Below are 17186 nucleotides of genomic sequence, written 5' to 3'. Positions count from 1 at the left end.
ACCATGGCAAAGGCAGATTTTTACGAGACCCTCGGGGTCAGCCGAACCGCAGACGAGAAGGAGCTGAAAGGCGCCTTCCGCAAACTCGCCATGAAATACCATCCGGACAAAAATCCGGATGACAGCGAAGCCGAAAAGAAATTCAAGGAGATCAACGAGGCTTACGAGACCTTGAAGGATCCCCAGAAGCGCGCAGCCTATGACCGCTTCGGCCACGCAGCCTTCGAACAAGGCGGCATGGGCGGCGGCGGCGGTGGTGGCGGCTTTGCCGGCGGCGGCTTCTCAGACATTTTCGAAGACATCTTCGGCGAGATGATGGGCGGCGGCCGCGGTGGCCGCGCACGCTCAAACGGTGGCCGGGAACGTGGCGCAGATCTGCGCTACAATATGGAAATCTCGCTTGAGGAAGCCTTTGCCGGCAAGACGGCCCAGATCAGGGTTCCGACTTCGATCACCTGCGAAGTCTGCACAGGGACTGGTGCAAAACCTGGCACCAAACCTTCGACTTGCGCGACCTGTCAGGGCTCCGGTCGCATCCGGGCGGCCCAGGGCTTTTTCTCAATCGAACGCACCTGCCCCACCTGCCACGGCAGGGGCCAAACGATCGCCGACCCCTGCGGCAAGTGCCACGGCCAGGGTCGCGTGACCGAAGAGCGTTCGCTATCGGTCAATATCCCATCGGGCATCGAAGATGGCACGCGCATTCGCTTGCAGGGCGAAGGCGAAGCGGGCCTTCGGGGTGGGCCGTCGGGCGATCTCTACATATTCCTGTCGGTCAAACCGCATGAGTTCTTCCAGCGGGACGGCGCAGATCTTTATTGCTCTGTTCCGATCTCCATGACCACGGCAGCCCTCGGCGGTACGTTTGACGTGGTGACGATGGACGGTAGCAAGTCGCGTGTGACCGTTCCTGAAGGCACTCAAGCTGGCAAGCAGTTCCGTCTCAAGGGTAAGGGGATGCCGGTTCTTCGGTCATCCCAGACTGGCGATCTCTACATCCAGATCGGCATCGAGACACCGCAGAAGCTATCCAAGCGTCAGCGAGAACTGCTGCAGGAGTTCGACCAGCTGTCCTCCAAGGAGAACAATCCTGAATCGACGGGCTTCTTTGCCCGGATGAAAGACTTCTTCGACACGCTTAGCGACTGACATCAGACAGTTGCAGGCTCGATAAAAGGCGGACCTTGGGTCCGCCTTTTTTATTTCTGTCGTATGAGCTTTGCGCGCATGATTGGGAAACGATGAACTGTACAGAGCCCCAGTGTATGCCAATCCGCTGATCGAGATCCTTCACGCGCCAAGGCGCGCCTGTGGCCTCAAAATCCCTCAATAATGCGGTGGCCGGGTAATAGCGGGGGCCTCAAGCGCCTGCTCTTCAAGGCTCAGGAACCGTTCGACCAAGCGATCGAGCTTGGTTCTTGTCTGCTCGGTCACCTTCCACTGCTCCGCCAACTGGTCCGAGAGTTCCTCGATGACACGAGCCTGGTGCGCGACCGTTTCCTCAAGCGTCGTCAGCCTTTCGCGATCCGTATCCATGTCGCCGTCCCTTTTTCGTATTGACGTGCTTGATGCCGCAAGTCTGGTCTAAGGTCAAACCCAACACTTTGACCAGGATGGCAGGTTCAGCGCTGCTTCTTCTTCCTGTACGGCATGAGCATGACGGCCGATGCTGTGACAGCGGCTGCGAAGGTAAGCGCCATGGGAATGACCAGCATCATGGCAGGCAGAACAGGATGGCTGGATCGCGCCAGCGAGGCCCCGACACCCCCGATATCCAGCCAAAAAATGGCGGCTGCAACGAGAAGGCCAAGCAGGGCGCCGAAGGAGGCGTTGACCGCAAGGAACCGGAGCATCTGCCAATGATCCAAACGCTGCTCTTCAGGCGTGAGATCGTCTGATGGGTGCATGAACTCTCTCCTCGTACGAGGCTCCAGAATACCATATCCCCGCCCGCGTTCCATAAGGCCAGAGACGCAGGGAAAGCGGTGCCGATCTGCGCATCTGCCTTGCCATGCCGTCACAGAAGCCCTAGCTCAGGGAAATAGCGAATCCGACCGATGACCGACAAGATCCAGATCCACAGGCTTAAGCTCACCGACTTCCGGAACTATGCCCAGGCCAGCCTCACGCTTGCCGGGCGTCACGTCGTACTTGTTGGGAACAATGGTGCCGGCAAGACCAATTTCATGGAAGCGATCTCCCTTCTGTCGCCGGGCCGCGGACTGAGGCGCGCGGCGCTGGCCGATATTCCACGCATTGGCGCGCCCGCCGGTTTTTCTGTTTTTGCTTCAATCGAAGGAATGGCTGGCGAGGTCGATATCGGCACGGGGACAGAAACAACCGAGGACGATAATCTGGTCCGGCGGCTGCGGATCAACGGGGCACCGGCGAAATCAGTCGATGAACTCACCGACCACCTGCGGGTGATTTGGCTGACACCATCCATGGACGGCCTGTTTACTGGCCCATCCGCGGATCGGCGGCGGTTTCTCGATCGACTGGTCCTCTCCCTCGATCCGGCACATGGACGCCGCGCGAACGATTTCGAACGTGCCATGCGCAGTCGCAACAAGCTTCTGTCCGAAGGTCGGTTCGATCCAGCCTGGCTGACCGGGATCGAACAGCAAATGGCGGCGCTCGGCATTGCGATGGCTGCAGCCCGGCGGGAAATGCTCGGCCTTCTCTCTGGCCTGATCGAGGCCGACCGGCACACATCTGCCTTCCCCTCGGCTGAGCTCGCACTCACCGGCTTCCTTGATGATATGCCTGATGCGCCCGCCTTTGCGCTTGAAGAGCGCTATCTGGACCTGTTGCAGCAATCCCGCTACCGTGACGCGGCGGCGGGGCGCACGCTGGATGGGCCGCACCGGGTTGATCTCCTCGTGCGCCATATCGAAAAGGACATGGATGCAGGCCGCTGTTCCACCGGCGAGCAGAAGGCCTTGCTGATCGGCCTGATATTGGCGCATGCGCGGCTGGTTTCGACCATGACAGGCTTTGCGCCCGTTCTTTTGCTGGATGAAATTGCCGCTCATCTGGATGAGAACCGTCGTGCCGCCCTGTTCGACCGGATCGATGCTCTTGGTGGCCAGGCGTTCATGACCGGAACAGATCACAACATGTTCTCCGCGCTGGGCGATCGCGCACAGATTATTGTCGTGCAGGATGGCAATCTCGATGGGTGAAACGGCTTTTCGACTGCTCGGCGCAGTGGCATAAAGGACGCCATGGAACCCTTGCTACCCGAAGAACTTGCCCGCTATCATCGTCATATCCTGCTACCGGAGATCGGCGGCCACGGGCAGCAACGCCTGAAGGCCTCCCGTGTACTGGTCATCGGTGCTGGTGGTCTCGGCTCGCCTGTGTTGCAATATCTGGCGGCGGCGGGCGTTGGGACGCTCGGCATTATTGATGACGATGGTGTTTCGCTTTCCAACCTGCAGCGCCAGGTTATCCATGATACGGGCACGATCGGCGAGCAGAAGACCGAGAGCGCAGCCCAGGCCATTGCCCGTCTCAACCCGCATTGCCGTGTAATTCGGCACGAACAGCGCTTCGACCTGCCATTCGCCGCCGATCATTTAGCGCGCTATACCCTGCTGATCGACGGATCCGATAACTTCACGACGCGCTATGCGGCTGCGGACGCGGCAGAGCAGACGCAAATACCGCTTGTCACGGGTGCCGTCGGTCGGTTTGACGGGACCGTCACCGTGCTCAAGCCGTATGAAGCCGGACCTGATGGTGCGTTGCTGCCCCGCTACCGCGACCTCTTTCCTGAACCGCCTCCAGAAGGGCTGGTACCCGCTTGCGCAGAGGCCGGCGTTGTGGGGGCGCTGACGGGTGTCATCGGCACACTGATGGCGATGGAGGCGATCAAACTTATTACCGCAATCGGCGAGCCCCTGGTGGGACGGCTTCTGATATATGACGGGCTCGCCGCCCGTTTCGACACAATTCGCTACAAGAGACGAGGGACGGCACGATGACGCTTTCCATCCTGCGCATCGGCGCCGATACATTCACGGACTACGAGGGGCTTCTGACGCTGATCCTTCGGTCCTTTGCCTATATGGACCCCTTGATCGATCCTCCCTCCTCCGCCCACCGCCTGACGGTGGCAGGGCTGAAAGAGAAGGCACGCGATGAAATCGGTCTGGTGGCCCACGACGACGGCCAGTTGCTTGGCTGCGCATTTCTGCGGCCAGAGCCCGATTTTCTCTATGTCGGCAAGCTTGCGGTCGATCCGGATTTTCAGGGGCGAGGCATTGGCACCCTTCTCCTTCGCGAAGCGGAACGCATTGCACAGGACCTGGGGCGCCCGAGCCTTCGGCTTGAAACCCGGATCGAGCTCGTCGGCAATCATGCGCGGTTCGGCGCATGGGGCTTCGTTAAAACGGCGGAAAATCGTCATGCCGGCTATGACCGGACGACGTCGATCGAGATGCAAAAGCGGCTCGCTTAACGCGACGATGCGTCAGTTTCGCCCTGGCAGAACGCGGTTCGGTGGCCGATGGCCATCGAAATAGGTGCGGATGTTGATGATCACCTTGTCGCCCATGTCGATACGGCCTTCCATGGTCGCCGATCCAGTATGCGGCAGCAGAACCACCTTGCCCTCGTTGGCCAGTTTCACCAGCTTCGGATTGACCGCAGGCTCCTTCTCGAACACGTCGAGACCGGCACCCGCGATCTTGCCATTGCGCAAGGCTTCAACCAGGGCATCCTCGTCGATAATATCGCCGCGTGCCGTATTAACGATGTAGCTCGTCGGCTGCAGCAAGGCGAGGCGGCGCGCCGAGAGGAGATGGAAGGTGGCCGGAGTCGACGGGCAGTTGACTGAGACGATGTCCACCCGGGCAAGCATCTGGTCGAGGCTATCCCAATAGGTCGCTTCCAACTCTTCCTCGGTTCCCGGATGAACGCGTTTGCGGTTGTGATAGTGGATCGACAAGCCAAAGGCCTTGGCCCGGCGGGCAACGGCGGTGCCGATGCGCCCCATGCCGATGATGCCGATCCGCTTGCCCCAGATCCGGCGTCCGAGCATCCAGGTCGGGGACCAGCCCTCCCATTCGCCCGGCCGGTCCATCAGAACCCGCGCGCCCTCCACGAGCCGACGCGGTACGGCGAGAATGAGGGCCATCGTCATGTCGGCCGTGTCTTCGGTCAAAACATTCGGCGTGTTGGTGACCGTAATGCCCTTGCGGGCCGCCGCATCGACATCGATGTGGTCGGTCCCGTTCGAAAAACTCGCAATCAACTTCAGGCGTGGGCCGGCTTCTGCAATCAGCGATTCGTCGATCCGGTCGGTGACTGTCGGCACCAGCACGTCGCAGGCCTTCACCGCAGCAATCAACTCTTCGCGCGTTCGGAGTTTATCGTCTATATTCAGCTCTGCATCGAAGAGCTCGCGCATGCGCGTTTCCACGGCATCCGGCAGTTTCCGCGTGATGTAAACCGTGGGTCTTTTCCGCTGCGTCATGGGTCGGATCGATGCCTCGTAAAGAACTCGTTAACCGAGACGGAGGATACTCCATCATCACTGGGCAATTTCTATCAAACCCGTCGGCGAAGACAAACAAAACTCGTCAGTCCGCTGCAATGAAGTGCCCGAGCTCCAAGAATTCCCGGTTTCCGGGAACCGCTCCGTTTCAACCCGGCTGCCCTGGATCAACCATGCTTCAGACAATGAGCCGTATTGGCCTCGCTTCCTATGTTCTGCTCCTGTCCATGATGGCAGGCCTTGAGCCGAGTGCGGCTCAGTCTTCCACCAAGGGGCCGAGCGGCCTGCCCTTGCCGCGTTTCGTCAGCCTGAAGGCCGAGCGCGTCAATCTACGCATCGGTCCCAGCACCGACTACGCGGTTTCATGGCGCTACATGAAATCGGGGCTGCCGGTGGAAATCATCCGGGAATACGAGAACTGGCGGCAGATCCGCGACGCAGATGGCACCGAGGGTTGGGTCAATCAAACCCTGCTCACCGGCGAACGCACCGCCGTGGCCGCTCCATGGATGAAAGGGAACGGCGAAAACATCTACGTGATGATGCGACGCGATTCGACCCCTTCCGCCGCTGTCGTCGCCAAACTTGAGCCCGGCGTCGTACTCGGCCTCAAGGAGTGCAATGGCAACTGGTGCCTGAGTGAAATTCAGGGCGTCAATGGCTGGGTCTCGCAGAACGAGATCTGGGGTGCCTATCCGGGTGAAGCCTTCAAATAAGCCCGAGACTGGCGGCCCCCTTCGAAAGCGACGACATCGGTCGCGGACCGATCTGCTGGATTACCACGCCCGCGGCGTAACATCCAAGATGGGCACAATCCTCAAGTGTACGGCCGGCGGTATATCCATAGAGAAACCCTGCCGCGAAGAGATCACCGGCACCGGTGGTATCGAGAAGGTTTGTAACGTTCGAGGCTGGAACCTTGATGCGCTGATCGTCCTTGACGACGATCGCCCCCTGGTCGCCGAGCGTCACGGCCGCAAGCTTGCAATCCCTGGATAGATTGTCGAGGGCAGTCGCGAAATCGTCGGTCTCATACAATGCCAGCGCTTCCTGCTGATTGGCAAAGACGATGTCGACCTTGCCTGAGCGCATCAGGTCTAGAAACTCATCCCGATAGCGCATGACGCAAAAGCTGTCCGAGAGCGTCATCGAGACTTCACGACCGTGCTCGTGGGCGATTGCTGCGCAGTCGAGGATGGCCTGCTTGGCACGCGGCGGATCCCAAAGATAGCCTTCGAAATAGGTCACCTTCGACTGAGCGACGACTTCCGCCTCGACATCGTCAGGGCCAAACTCGACGCAGGCGCCAAGATAGGTATTCATCGAGCGTTCGCTGTCCTCGGTGACGAAGATCATGCTGCGTGCCGTCGGCGGGCGGGTATCACCCGGCTTGGTCTGGAAATGAACGCCCTGTGCGCGAATATCATGGGTAAAGATTTCGCCGAGCTGGTCGGAAGCGACCTTGCCGAAATAGGCTGCCCGGCCGCCGAAATTTGCGACGCCTGCTGCGGTATTGCCGGCACTCCCGCCGGACGCTTCGACCGCCGGCCCCATCATTGCGTAAAGCCGTTCGGCGCGCTCGGCATCGATCAGGTTCATGGCACCCTTGGTGATCGCGTTTTCAATCAGAAAGCGATCGTCACAGCGGGAGATGATGTCGACGATGGCATTGCCGACGGTCAGAACGTCATATTGGCTCATCAGGTCTGGGCTCCTTTGGTCTCCTGCCCTCATAGTGCTTTTTCCGAGCATTGGAAGGAAAAAGAGAGCGGAACACGGGCTGTCATCATTGTGTTACGGGCTGCTGGCATTTCCATACTCAGGGTCGGAGACATCTGGCCTGTGGCCATGATGGCCTCACTGTCGGGGCTGATCGACCACGGATGTACTGGCGATCGGATCCCCGCAGTCTGGCCATAAAAGCACGCTCTACATACTTTCTGTTTCCAAGCACCACCCTATGCTTGGTCTGCAAGACTTGTCGGCCTAAGAAGGATCATCCTTCCTCCCAAGAGTCGTGCTCCTCCCCCATGTCATCTGTTGCTCAAGACGTTCTCCCCATATTCATCCTGATCTTTTTCGGCTGGTCGCTAGTGCGATTCGGCGTCCTCAAGGAGGGCATCGGCGAAGGTCTCGGCGATTTTGTCTTCCGGGTCGCCGTACCGATGCTGCTCTTCCGAACCATCGCACATGCCGATTTCCACGGCTCGTCTCCGTTCCGCCTGTGGATCGCCTATTTTGCCGGCGTCGCCATTGCCTGGACTATCGGGCATCTGATTGCCACGCGCGTGTTCGGTCATGACAGCCGCATCGGCGTTCTGGCAGGCGTCTCCGCAGGCTTTGCCAATAATGTCTTCATCGGATTGCCGCTCGTGGAACGAACGGTTGGGCCTGAAGGCATTGTGGCGATGTCGATCCTGCTCGCTGTTCATCTGCCGCTGATGATGATCGCCGGCACGCTGCTCATGGAGCGCGCCGAACAGAAAACCAGCGGCCGCCCCTCGCAGGGCCTTATGGCGGTCAGCCGGCAGGTGGCACTCAACCTGGTGCGCAATCCGCTCATCATCGGTCTCATCGCCGGCATTATCGTGCAAACTCTCGGCGTGCCGATCCCTGCCGTTCTTGACAATGTCGTCGCACAGGTTGCCGGCATGGCCGCACCGGCGGCCCTGATTTCACTGGGCATGACCCTTAATCAATATGGCATGGCAGGCAATGTTCGCATTGCCGGCGTCGTTTCCACGATTAAGCTGGTGCTGATGCCAGCCTGTGTGTGGGCTGTCGCGACACTTCTCGGCCTCTCGCCGCAATGGACAGCCGCACTGGTTCTCACCTCTTCTGTGCCGACGGGCATCAATGCGTGGTTGATCGCAAACCGCTTCGGCGTCGGCCAGGGGCTGGCCGCAAGTGTCATCACGCTGTCAACGGCAGTCGGCGTCCTAACCGTCTCGCTTTGGGCTCTTCTTCTTTTATAAAGAATGCACAAACGAAAACGCCCGGCCGAAGCCGGGCGTTTCCGATAGACATTAAACCTGAGATCAATCAGTTCGCCGGTGCGGCTGCCGGCGCTTCGGCGGGAGCAGCAGGCGTCTCAGCAGGAGCGGCCGGAGCAGCAGCTGCATCAGCAGCCGGGGCTTCGGTCGCAGCAGCAGCATCCGGGGTCGGCAGCGCAACAGGGCTGTCAGCCATGGTGTGCAGATACATGATCAGGTTGGCGCGCTCGTCATCCTTCTTGATCCCGGCGAAGCCCATGGCGGTGCCAGGAATGTGCTTCTTCGGAGCCGTGAGGAATTCGTTCAGGTGATCCCAGGTCCAGAGCTCGCTGCCACCCTTGGAGAATTCCGTGATGGCTGCGGAGTAGCTGAAACCTTCATGCGAAGCGATCGGGCGGTCGACAAGGCCATAGAGGTTCGGGCCAACCTTGTTGGCGCCGCCCTTGTCGACGGTGTGACAGCTCGCACACTTCTTGAATACGCCTTCGCCGGCAGTGGCATCAGCGCTGGCCAGAAGAACGGCGATCGGGGTGGCTGCAGCAGCCTCCGGTGCGGCACCAGCCTCGGCCGTCTCTTCGGCTACGATGGCAAAGCCTTGCTGCTCCGGCTCTTCCGCATGGAAAATACCTTCCGATGCGATGGAGACGGACATCAGGACGAATACGGTGCCGAGAAACGCACCGACGCCCATGTTGGTATAAGAGTTCATCTGCAAAGCTCCCCATGCAGTCGGCTGATCAGCAACCGGACGACCTTGAAATCGGGCGGAACCTATGTCTTTTGCATAACACTTGCAACACGATTATGGTCCCGCAACTGGGACTTTTTGACACTTCTCTGCGGTGATTTGAAGGGGTTAGGACCATGAATAGCGGCAAAAGCGACGAAACGCTGGTCCTCATCCCTGCACGTATGGCGTCCACCCGTTTGCCGGGCAAGCCGCTGGCCGATATTGCCGGTCTTCCGATGATCGTGCAGGTGGCAAAACGGGCGCAGGAAGCGGATGTCGGACGAATCATCGTGGCCGTCGATGACCAGCGAACCTATGATGCCGTCGAGGCGGCGGGTTTCGAAGTCGTGATGACGCGGGTCGATCACCAATCGGGCTCGGACAGGATATTCGAGGCGCTGAGCAAGGTCGACCCGGAAGGCCGCGCCAAGATCGTGATCAATGTCCAGGGCGACCTGCCGACGATTGATCCGCAAACCATCCGTGCGGCACTCCGGCCGCTTGAGGATCCCGCCGTGGATATCGCGACGCTCACCGTCGAGATAATCGATGAGCACGAAAAGACAAATCCGAACGTCGTAAAAGTAGTGGGCTCGCCGCTCTCAGACAGTCGTTTGCGGGCGCTCTACTTCACCCGAGCAACCGCCCCGCATGGCGGCGGCCCGCTGTACCATCACATCGGTCTCTATGCGTATAGACGGACAGCGCTGGAACGCTTCGTCACCCTTTCGCCGTCGACGCTGGAAAAGCGAGAATCGCTCGAACAGTTGCGTGCGCTGGAAGCCGGCATGCGCATCGATGTCGAAGTGGTAAACACCGTACCGCTTGGTGTCGACACGCCTGCCGATCTCGAAAAGGCGCGGCTGATCCTCTCGGCCTCCTCAAACTAAGGACCTCATTCCCTTGGCCCCTACCAACAAGATTTCATTCCAAGGCGACTTCGGCGCCAATTCCGACATGGCCTGCCGCGACATGTTCCCGACCATGGAGCCGCTGCCCTGCCCGACCTTCGAGGACGCCTTCGTTGCGCTGGAGACCGGCGAGGTGGATCTGGCGATGATCCCGATCGAAAACACGCTGGCCGGACGCGTCGCCGACATCCACTACCTGCTGCCGCTGTCGCGCCTGCATATCGTCGGCGAATACTTCATGCCGATCCGGTTTCAGCTGATGGTGCTGCCGGGCGTGAAACTCGACGAGATCCGGACCGTTCACAGTCACATCCATGCGCTTGGCCAGTGCCGGAAAATCATCCGCAGCCATGGGTGGAAGGCTGTGGTCGCAGGCGATACGGCTGGAGCTGCCAAGCTGGTCTCTGAAAAAGGCGACCGCAGCATGGCGGCGCTTGCCCCCCGACTCGCTGCCTCGCTCTACGGGCTCGATATCATTGCCGAGAATGTCGAGGATTCGGAAAACAACGTGACACGGTTCGTCGTGCTCGCACGCGATGAGGATGACCCGAAGCGGACGACCCCGGACGAACAGTTCATCACCACCTTCGTCTTCAATGTGCGCAATCTTCCCGCTGCCCTCTACAAGGCAATGGGAGGCTTTGCGACAAACGGGGTGAACATGACCAAGCTGGAAAGCTACCAGATCGGCGGCAAGTTCACGGCGACGCAGTTTTATGCCGACATTGAGGGACATCCGGACGATGCGCCGGTCCGGCGGGCGCTGGAAGAGCTGCGCTTTTTCTCGGAGAAGGTGCGCATTCTCGGCGTGTACAAAGCGCATGCAATGCGCGGGAAGCTCTGAGCTAAGTGATCGAATGGCGGCTCAATGCCGCCATTCGTACCAGTCTTCCACCAAACGTTGCGCAATCGTTCCAGCAATCGGCAGAGTCCGACCGTCAGCCACTCCTTCAGTGAGCATCTGGCCGATCTCGTTGCGAGTGAACCATCGACAATCCTCAAGCTCGACACTGTCAAAATCGATGTCGACGCTGATCGCCTCACCGTAGCAGCCGAGCATCAGCTGATGCGGCATTGGCCAGGGTTGCGAGGCGTGATAGCGGACGCGGCCGACGGTGATGCCGGATTCCTCGCGCGTTTCGCGACGGACGGCGTTTTCAATCGTCTCGCCCGGTTCGATGAAACCGGCAAGCGAGGAATACATGCCTTGCGGGAAAGGGTGGCTGCGCCCGAGCAGGCAACGGTCGTGTTTCTCATCTACCACCAGCATGATCACAACGGGATCGGTGCGGGGAAAGATTTCGTGGGCGCAGCCTGTGCAGATGCGCTTGTAGCCGCCGATGCGGCCTTCCATGACCGCGCCGCAGCGACCGCAGAACTTGTTGTCGGCATTCCAGCGCAGGAGGCTGAGCGCTTGAGCGACTTCGCCGAGCAGATCCTCGCCGATGAGGGCGTCGCGGAACAGCGCGCGGGGATCGGCGGGCTTGAACTCAGCCGACAAGTCTTCCGGCTTCAGCGCGACAGGGACCGCCAGGCGCGGCTCGCCGGTCGGCTGGTGGCCGAGGAGAATTGCACTGTCGAAATCAGGCTGTAACGCTGCCAGTTCGTAAGGCGCAAAGAGCGGATCGAGCACCTGCCCATCATGCTTCAGCACCAGCTGTGTGCCGGAAAAGGCGAGGATGTGGGTGCCCTCCACCTTGAGGGCGTTTACGAGCGAAGTCTCGTCGCGATGTTCGCTATCGCGGTCCAGACGATTCCCGGAGAAGGCGGTGAGTTCGCTCGGTTCAAGATGCGGAGCGTGGTTCAGGAATATGGAATTTTTCATTGGCAGGCTTCTAGAATCCTGTTCTTCATCAACTCAAAGGCTGGGCGCTCATATGGCACGGACTGACCAAAGCCCCAGATCGGTCCCGGCCAGTTCGGGTCGCCTTCGCTACGGGCGACAATATGAACGTGAAGCTGGCGCACGATGTTTCCGATGGCTGCGATATTGATCTTCGTTGCCCCGGTGACCGTTTTAAGCGCCGCGGCAACCGTAACCTGTTCGAAGGTCAGAACGGCCTGATCCAGAGGAGCAAGGTCGAAGATTTCGCTGACGTTTCGGCGTTGGGGCACAAGGATGAGCCATGGCCAGCGACTGTCATGCGACAGTCTCAAGTCGCAGAGGCCTAGCTGCATGATGGACTCGCTGTCACGGGCGAGGCGTTCGTCAAGAACGAAGGGTTCCAAGGCGTTTCTCTCCGCTGCGGTTTTTTTCCAGCGTAGCAGTTTTTTTTGCGCTTGGCTTGCATTCGGCGATGGAATTGCCGATATGTCTCCTCGGGAGGTTGGTGGTGGACGAGCCACTCGCCAACCGGGTCAGGTCCGGAAGGAAGCAGCCCTAACGAGCGCGGCACGGGTCATCGTGCCAGCCTCCCACCTCAACTTCATTTCCGGCCTCTGTTTCCAAACCGGGCCGCGCCATGCCCGGCAGCGGGCGACGGGGAAGCTGGCAACGCGATGAGCGATTTAGAGCCCACTGCAGAGGCCAAACCCGCACCCGGCGGATACCGCGTCCTCGCCCGAAAATATCGCCCCAAGGACTTCACAGACCTGATGGTCGGCCAGGAGCCGATGGTTCGGACGCTGACCAACGCGTTTGAAACCGGCCGGATCGCCCAGGCTTACATGCTGACCGGTGTGCGCGGGGTCGGCAAGACGACCACGGCTCGCATCCTGGCACGTGCGCTTAACTACCGGACGCCCGAGATCGACAGACCAACGATCGACCTTCGTATCCCCGGCGAGCACTGCCAGGCGATCATGGAAGGCCGGCATGTCGACGTGATCGAGATGGACGCCGCCTCCCATACCGGCATTGATGACATCAGAGAGATCATCGAGCAGGTGCGCTACCGGCCCGTTTCGGCGCGCTATAAAGTCTATATCATCGACGAAGTGCACATGCTCTCGACGGCGGCCTTCAACGGATTGTTGAAGACGCTCGAAGAGCCACCAGAGCATGTGAAATTCATCTTCGCCACGACCGAAATCCGCAAGGTTCCGATCACTGTGCTCTCCCGCTGCCAGCGGTTCGACCTGCGTCGGATCAGTGCTGGCGATCTCGTCGGGCTTTTTTCGACCATCGCATCGAAGGAAGGCATTGAAGCCGATGAGGATGCGCTTGCGATGATCGCGCGCGCGGCAGAAGGCTCGGCACGTGACGGCCTTTCGCTCCTCGATCAGGCAATTGCGCATGGCAGCGGCGTGGTGCATGCCGACGCCGTCCGCTCCATGCTGGGCCTTGCCGACCGGGCACGCATCGTCGACCTCTTCGAGCACGTGGTGCGCGGCGATGTCGCTGCGGCCCTGGCCGAATTCGGTGGCCAGTATGAGGCCGGCGCCAACCCGACCGTTGTGCTGACAGACCTCGCAGACTTCACCCACCTCGTAACACGCCTCAAATATATTCCCTCGGCAGCCCAGGACCCCTCCCTCTCGGAAGTGGAGCGCCTGCGCGGTGCGGACCTGGCCGAAAATGTCTCGGTGACGACCCTGTCGCGGATGTGGCAAATGTTGCTCAAGGGCATCCCCGAAGCCGAGGCATCGTCTCGACCTGCGGGGGCTGCCGAAATGGTGCTGATCCGGCTTGCGCATGCAGCCCATCTCCCGTCACCGGAAGATGCCGCACGACGCTTGCTTGAGCTGAACGATGGCCAAGGCGGCGCCGATCGCGGTCCTTCAGCCCCCCGCCCGAACGGCGGTGGCGGCGCTTCGATGGCGATGCGGGTACAAGCCGTTGCACAGGCATCGCCAGACGCCGCCCCCCGGATCGCCAACGGGCAGCCGGTGGCACATCTGACCAGCGTGCCGGCGGGCCAGTCCCTGCCGCAAGGCATGGAGCGCATCCAACCGAAAACGCAGGAAGCGCCGATTCCGACGGTTGAGATCAATTCGCTGGATGACATCGCCGATCTCTGCACGAAAAACCGGAGCCCCGTGCTTCGGGCCCAGCTTCGGCAGTTCGTCCATCTGGTCAAGATGGAACCGGGTCGACTGGAAATCCGGCTGGAATCGCAATGCCCTCCCACCATCGTCAATGAATTGAAGCTCCGGCTCACCGAATGGACCGGCATAACCTGGTGGGTCACGCTTTCGAACGAAAAGGGTGCGCCGACGCTTGTTGAAGTCGACACCTCCAATCGCGAGGCACGGCTTCTAGATGCGCGTCAGGATCCTGACGTGGCGGCCATCCTTTCGCGCTTTCCCGGCGCAAAGATCACCGATGTTCGCATCAAGACGCCAGCCATCGAAGAAGACGATGCGCTACCGGCCGCACCGGCCGTGGCCGAATCCGCCGAAGGCGACATCCTTCCCGGCGACGACATAGAGTTCTAGGACGCGACGCTGTCCGGACGATAGACAACATCCAAAGGAGACGACGATGCGCGACATCATGGGCATGATGGGCAAGGTCAAGGAAATGCAGTCCAAGATGGAAAAGATGCAGGAGGAAATCGCTGCACTTGAAATCGAAGGCAAGTCCGGCGGTGGCCTCGTGACCGTCGTACTGACCGGCAAGGGCGAGATGCGCAGCATCAAGATCGACCCGTCGCTCTTCAAAGAAGATGATGTCGAGATCCTGGAAGACCTGATCGTTGCTGCCCACAAGGATGCCAAGGATAAGGGCGAGGCCCAGGCGCAGGAAAAGATGGCGGCGCTGACAGCCGGCATTCCGCTTCCGCCGGGCATGAAGTTCCCGTTCTAAGACATCCGCGGCGATCGGGTCTGATCAGATATAGACCCGATCGGCCCAAGGATTTCGCCCCTCGCGCAGGAAGTCGAGGCTCTGCCGCCAGAAGCCCTCTTCATGCCGAGCGTGGAAGAGGTCGAAGTGACCAACCCGCGCGAGACCCAGGTCCTTTGGTGACAGCAGGATCTTGGTGACGGGTGCCCGGGAATAGTAACGCATGGCACGGCGGATCGCCTTGGGCGTTGCGAATTCATCATCCGTCATCGTGACGCTGAGGATTGGGGTCGCGACACCTGCAAAGCGCTCGCGCATGACCTCGGCTGCCTGACCGGACAAGCCCTGCTCCGCCCGGTCCTGCTGCAGCCCCCAGCCATAGGCGACCCCTTTTGGCAGATCTTCAAGCCATCCGAGACGCTTGCCAGGAAAGTAACCGAGCGCGAGCGTCATGGCAGGCATTGCGACATGCCATTTGAGAAACAGGGGAAGGCGGCGAGTTAGCGCGTAGTCACCCCAATAGCCGAATTGCCCACCGACAGAGAGCATGGCCGCGATCTGGTTTGAGGCTGGGGAATAGCCCGGCAGGAATCCGCCGATGCTGTGGCCAACAACAAGAACCCTGCCTGTGCAGTCGAGATCGAGCGCATGGCGCAGCGCCGCGTCAAAATCTTGCTCGCCCCACTGGCGCCAGGTGAAGGTCGATCCTTTAAGGGTCTCGGGACGAGACAGCCCGATTCCGCGATAATCATAGGTGAGGACGGCGAAGCCACGTGCGGCGATGTAGGCTGCGTAGCGATGATAATAGCGAGCGTGCACGCCGGTCGCGGGATTGATGATGACGGTCCCTGCCGCAGAGGGCTTAGCAGCCGGCCACCAATGCCCTGTCAGCCGCACGCCGTCGGCAGCGGTTAGTTCTGTTATCCTCTGTTCCATCACTGCTCCACTCGGGCGCCATGATGGCGAGGAGGATGGGGCGGGTAAAGCCCGGCATGACTTAGACCTTCGCCCAAACATCACATCTTGCCGGTACGGATCGCGTCCTTGACCTTGTAGTGGACGGGGGCCGCAAGATAGCGGGCGCGATCGGGATCGCTCAGCCTTCTGCCGAAGGTCGCCATCATCTCCCGGACTGTCACGCGCTCGCCCGACCAGGGCGTAAACTGGACGGCTTGCCCGGATTCGATCATTCCACCCTGCAGTACTCTTGCATAGGCACCCGGACGGGCCGCATGGGTATAACGCTTGACAAAGGTCGGTTCGCCCATCTGTGCGGCGAATGTCGCGCAGGGAATCCGCGCGGAGGTGATTTCGAGGATCACTTCACCGATCTTCAGCCGATCACCGGCTGCCAGCATGGCACTTTCCAGACCGTCAATCACAAGGTTTTCGCCAAAGGTGCCGAAAGGCAGATCGCGTCCAAGCTCCGCGCACCACCAGTCGAGATCAATCGACCCTTCGATGTAAACGGCCTGATCGACACCACCGTGGTGCTTGCGGTTCAGGATCGCATCACCGACCAGCCCCTCGCAATCAACCATGATCGCCCCGTTAAGCGGCTGCTTGTTGATGCCCGTCTTGTATTTCTTGCCGGCCAGGATTTCCGGTCGGCCGAGGCAGACGGCGAGGATTTTCATTGTTCGTCTCGTGTTCTGCGATTCCGTTTGGCAACTATATGGGCTAGAAACCCGCCATGGCAAAGCGAGTCACCGGCCCCGAAATCGAAAAACTCATCCAGCTTCTGGCGAAAGTGCCGGGGCTCGGGCCCCGCTCTGCGCGGCGGGCGGCCCTGCACCTGATCAAGAAGAAGGACCAGCTCCTGGGCCCCCTTGGTCACGCAATGGGCGAGGCCTATGACAAGGTGAAGATCTGTTCCTGCTGCGGCAATGTCGACACGATGGATCCCTGCACTGTCTGCACCGATGTGCAGCGCGACCAGTCGGTGATCATCGTCGTCGAGGATGTCTCGGATCTCTGGGCTTTGGAACGGGCCGGCGCGATGAATGCGGCCTACCACGTTCTCGGTGGCACACTGTCGCCGCTCGATGGCATCGGCCCTGATGACCTTAACATCAAGGGACTGATCGACCGCGTTTCGAAGGGCGGCGTCAACGAGATCATCATCGCGGTCAATGCCACAGTTGAAGGCCAGACCACCGCCCACTACATCACCGATCATCTGACGGGACTCGAGGTCAAGGTCACCCGGCTTGCACATGGCGTGCCCGTTGGCGGCGAACTCGACTATCTCGATGAAGGCACCCTGTCGGCGGCGCTTCGCGCCCGTACGGCGATCTGACGTTCCAGACGGGAGATCCCCCAT

General features: G+C 60.3%; 20 protein-coding genes and 1 other RNA gene. 12 read left to right on the top strand and 9 right to left on the bottom strand.

From position 1 onward, the window contains the following. The first annotated feature begins 3 nt into the window (after window positions 1-3). Window positions 4-1149 carry a molecular chaperone DnaJ gene (gene dnaJ / locus ACSV9I_RS19780; protein WP_438330487.1) on the top strand — a complete coding sequence of 382 codons (1146 nt, stop codon included), beginning with the start codon at window positions 4-6 and terminating at the stop codon, window positions 1147-1149. Between the two features lie 177 nt (window positions 1150-1326). On the opposite strand, the gene ACSV9I_RS19775 is transcribed toward dnaJ, so the two are convergent. Next, complete coding sequence (locus ACSV9I_RS19775) at window positions 1327-1536, bottom strand: SlyX family protein (RefSeq protein WP_054158233.1); 210 nt, start codon at window positions 1534-1536, stop codon at window positions 1327-1329. 86 nt (window positions 1537-1622) lie between these two features. Beyond that, window positions 1623-1907, bottom strand: a complete 285-nt coding sequence (locus ACSV9I_RS19770; protein ID WP_054158234.1) for a hypothetical protein — start codon at window positions 1905-1907, stop codon at window positions 1623-1625. 150 nt (window positions 1908-2057) lie between these two features. Between ACSV9I_RS19770 and recF the strand changes: the two genes are divergently transcribed. From recF to ACSV9I_RS19755, 3 genes are read left to right on the top strand one after another with little or no spacing between them, the layout of a single operon-like run. After that, window positions 2058-3185, top strand: coding sequence for a DNA replication/repair protein RecF (gene recF, locus ACSV9I_RS19765; RefSeq protein ID WP_438330486.1), 1128 nt, complete (start codon window positions 2058-2060; stop codon window positions 3183-3185). A gap of 42 nt (window positions 3186-3227) precedes the next feature. After that, entirely contained in the window at window positions 3228-3989 is a 762-nt protein-coding gene (locus tag ACSV9I_RS19760) for a molybdopterin-synthase adenylyltransferase MoeB (protein ID WP_438330485.1), read from the top strand. Beyond that, entirely contained in the window at window positions 3986-4465 is a 480-nt protein-coding gene (locus ACSV9I_RS19755) for a GNAT family N-acetyltransferase (RefSeq protein WP_438330484.1), read from the top strand. Before ACSV9I_RS19760 ends, ACSV9I_RS19755 begins: the two co-directional genes overlap by 4 nt. A 12-nt stretch (window positions 4466-4477) precedes the next feature. Here ACSV9I_RS19755 and ACSV9I_RS19750 read toward each other — a convergent pair whose 3' ends face one another. After that, on the bottom strand, window positions 4478-5482 hold the full coding sequence (locus ACSV9I_RS19750) for a 2-hydroxyacid dehydrogenase (RefSeq protein ID WP_054158238.1): 1005 nt from the start codon (window positions 5480-5482) through the stop codon (window positions 4478-4480). 248 nt (window positions 5483-5730) lie between these two features. On the opposite strand from ACSV9I_RS19750, the gene ACSV9I_RS19745 reads away from it, so the two are divergent. Then, window positions 5731-6219, top strand: coding sequence for an SH3 domain-containing protein (locus ACSV9I_RS19745; protein WP_054158325.1), 489 nt, complete (start codon window positions 5731-5733; stop codon window positions 6217-6219). Here ACSV9I_RS19745 and ACSV9I_RS19740 read toward each other — a convergent pair. Continuing rightward, entirely contained in the window at window positions 6212-7204 is a 993-nt protein-coding gene (locus ACSV9I_RS19740; RefSeq protein WP_438330483.1) for an adenosine kinase, read from the bottom strand. The genes ACSV9I_RS19745 and ACSV9I_RS19740 overlap by 8 nt on opposite strands. 329 nt (window positions 7205-7533) lie before the next feature. On the opposite strand from ACSV9I_RS19740, the gene ACSV9I_RS19735 reads away from it, so the two are divergent. Continuing rightward, window positions 7534-8478: an AEC family transporter gene (locus tag ACSV9I_RS19735; RefSeq protein ID WP_438330482.1), complete on the top strand. Its 945-nt coding sequence runs from the start codon at window positions 7534-7536 to the stop codon at window positions 8476-8478. Window positions 8479-8545: 67 nt separating this feature from the next. Here the strand turns inward: ACSV9I_RS19735 and ACSV9I_RS19730 are convergent, their stop codons facing one another. After that, window positions 8546-9205 (bottom strand): c-type cytochrome, encoded by a 660-nt coding sequence (locus tag ACSV9I_RS19730; RefSeq protein WP_438330481.1) that lies wholly within the window; start codon window positions 9203-9205, stop codon window positions 8546-8548. 155 nt (window positions 9206-9360) lie between these two features. Between ACSV9I_RS19730 and ACSV9I_RS19725 the strand changes: the two genes are divergently transcribed. Next, window positions 9361-10116 (top strand): 3-deoxy-manno-octulosonate cytidylyltransferase, encoded by a 756-nt coding sequence (locus tag ACSV9I_RS19725; RefSeq protein ID WP_438330480.1) that lies wholly within the window; start codon window positions 9361-9363, stop codon window positions 10114-10116. Between the two features lie 13 nt (window positions 10117-10129). Then, the gene (locus ACSV9I_RS19720) at window positions 10130-10981 is read left to right on the top strand and encodes a prephenate dehydratase (RefSeq protein ID WP_438330479.1); all 852 of its coding nucleotides are present in this window, start codon (window positions 10130-10132) and stop codon (window positions 10979-10981) included. Between the two features lie 21 nt (window positions 10982-11002). Here the strand turns inward: ACSV9I_RS19720 and nudC are convergent, their stop codons facing one another. Both nudC and ACSV9I_RS19710 read right to left on the bottom strand, forming a co-directional pair. Next, the gene (gene nudC, locus ACSV9I_RS19715) at window positions 11003-11962 is read right to left on the bottom strand and encodes an NAD(+) diphosphatase (protein ID WP_438330478.1); all 960 of its coding nucleotides are present in this window, start codon (window positions 11960-11962) and stop codon (window positions 11003-11005) included. After that, window positions 11959-12366, bottom strand: coding sequence for an HIT family protein (locus ACSV9I_RS19710; RefSeq protein WP_438330477.1), 408 nt, complete (start codon window positions 12364-12366; stop codon window positions 11959-11961). The genes nudC and ACSV9I_RS19710 overlap by 4 nt, the downstream gene beginning before the upstream one ends. 93 nt (window positions 12367-12459) lie before the next feature. Here ACSV9I_RS19710 and ffs point away from each other — a divergent pair. The 3 genes from ffs to ACSV9I_RS19695 all read left to right on the top strand — a co-directional run bounded on the left by ffs (window position 12460) and on the right by ACSV9I_RS19695 (window position 14884). Then, an RNA gene (gene ffs / locus ACSV9I_RS19705) (signal recognition particle sRNA small type) lies at window positions 12460-12556 on the top strand. Between the two features lie 80 nt (window positions 12557-12636). After that, window positions 12637-14514 carry a DNA polymerase III subunit gamma/tau gene (locus tag ACSV9I_RS19700; RefSeq protein ID WP_438330476.1) on the top strand — a complete coding sequence of 626 codons (1878 nt, stop codon included), beginning with the start codon at window positions 12637-12639 and terminating at the stop codon, window positions 14512-14514. Window positions 14515-14560: 46 nt separating this feature from the next. Beyond that, entirely contained in the window at window positions 14561-14884 is a 324-nt protein-coding gene (locus ACSV9I_RS19695; protein WP_054158246.1) for a YbaB/EbfC family nucleoid-associated protein, read from the top strand. Between the two features lie 24 nt (window positions 14885-14908). Here ACSV9I_RS19695 and ACSV9I_RS19690 read toward each other — a convergent pair whose 3' ends face one another. Together ACSV9I_RS19690 and ACSV9I_RS19685 are read right to left on the bottom strand one after the other, a co-directional pair. Further along, entirely contained in the window at window positions 14909-15799 is an 891-nt protein-coding gene (locus ACSV9I_RS19690; protein ID WP_438330475.1) for an alpha/beta hydrolase family protein, read from the bottom strand. A gap of 80 nt (window positions 15800-15879) precedes the next feature. Further along, window positions 15880-16500 (bottom strand): MOSC domain-containing protein, encoded by a 621-nt coding sequence (locus ACSV9I_RS19685; protein ID WP_438330474.1) that lies wholly within the window; start codon window positions 16498-16500, stop codon window positions 15880-15882. 56 nt (window positions 16501-16556) lie between these two features. On the opposite strand from ACSV9I_RS19685, the gene recR reads away from it, so the two are divergent. After that, window positions 16557-17162, top strand: a complete 606-nt coding sequence (gene recR / locus ACSV9I_RS19680) for a recombination mediator RecR (protein WP_054158249.1) — start codon at window positions 16557-16559, stop codon at window positions 17160-17162. The last annotated feature ends 24 nt before the right edge of the window (window positions 17163-17186 follow it).

It is taken from the genome of Rhizobium sp. G187 (genome assembly GCF_051549525.1).
Lineage (GTDB): Bacteria > Pseudomonadota > Alphaproteobacteria > Rhizobiales > Rhizobiaceae > Allorhizobium.
Note: the sequence above shows the minus strand (reverse complement) of the source record. Positions and strands in the feature narration are given on the sequence as shown.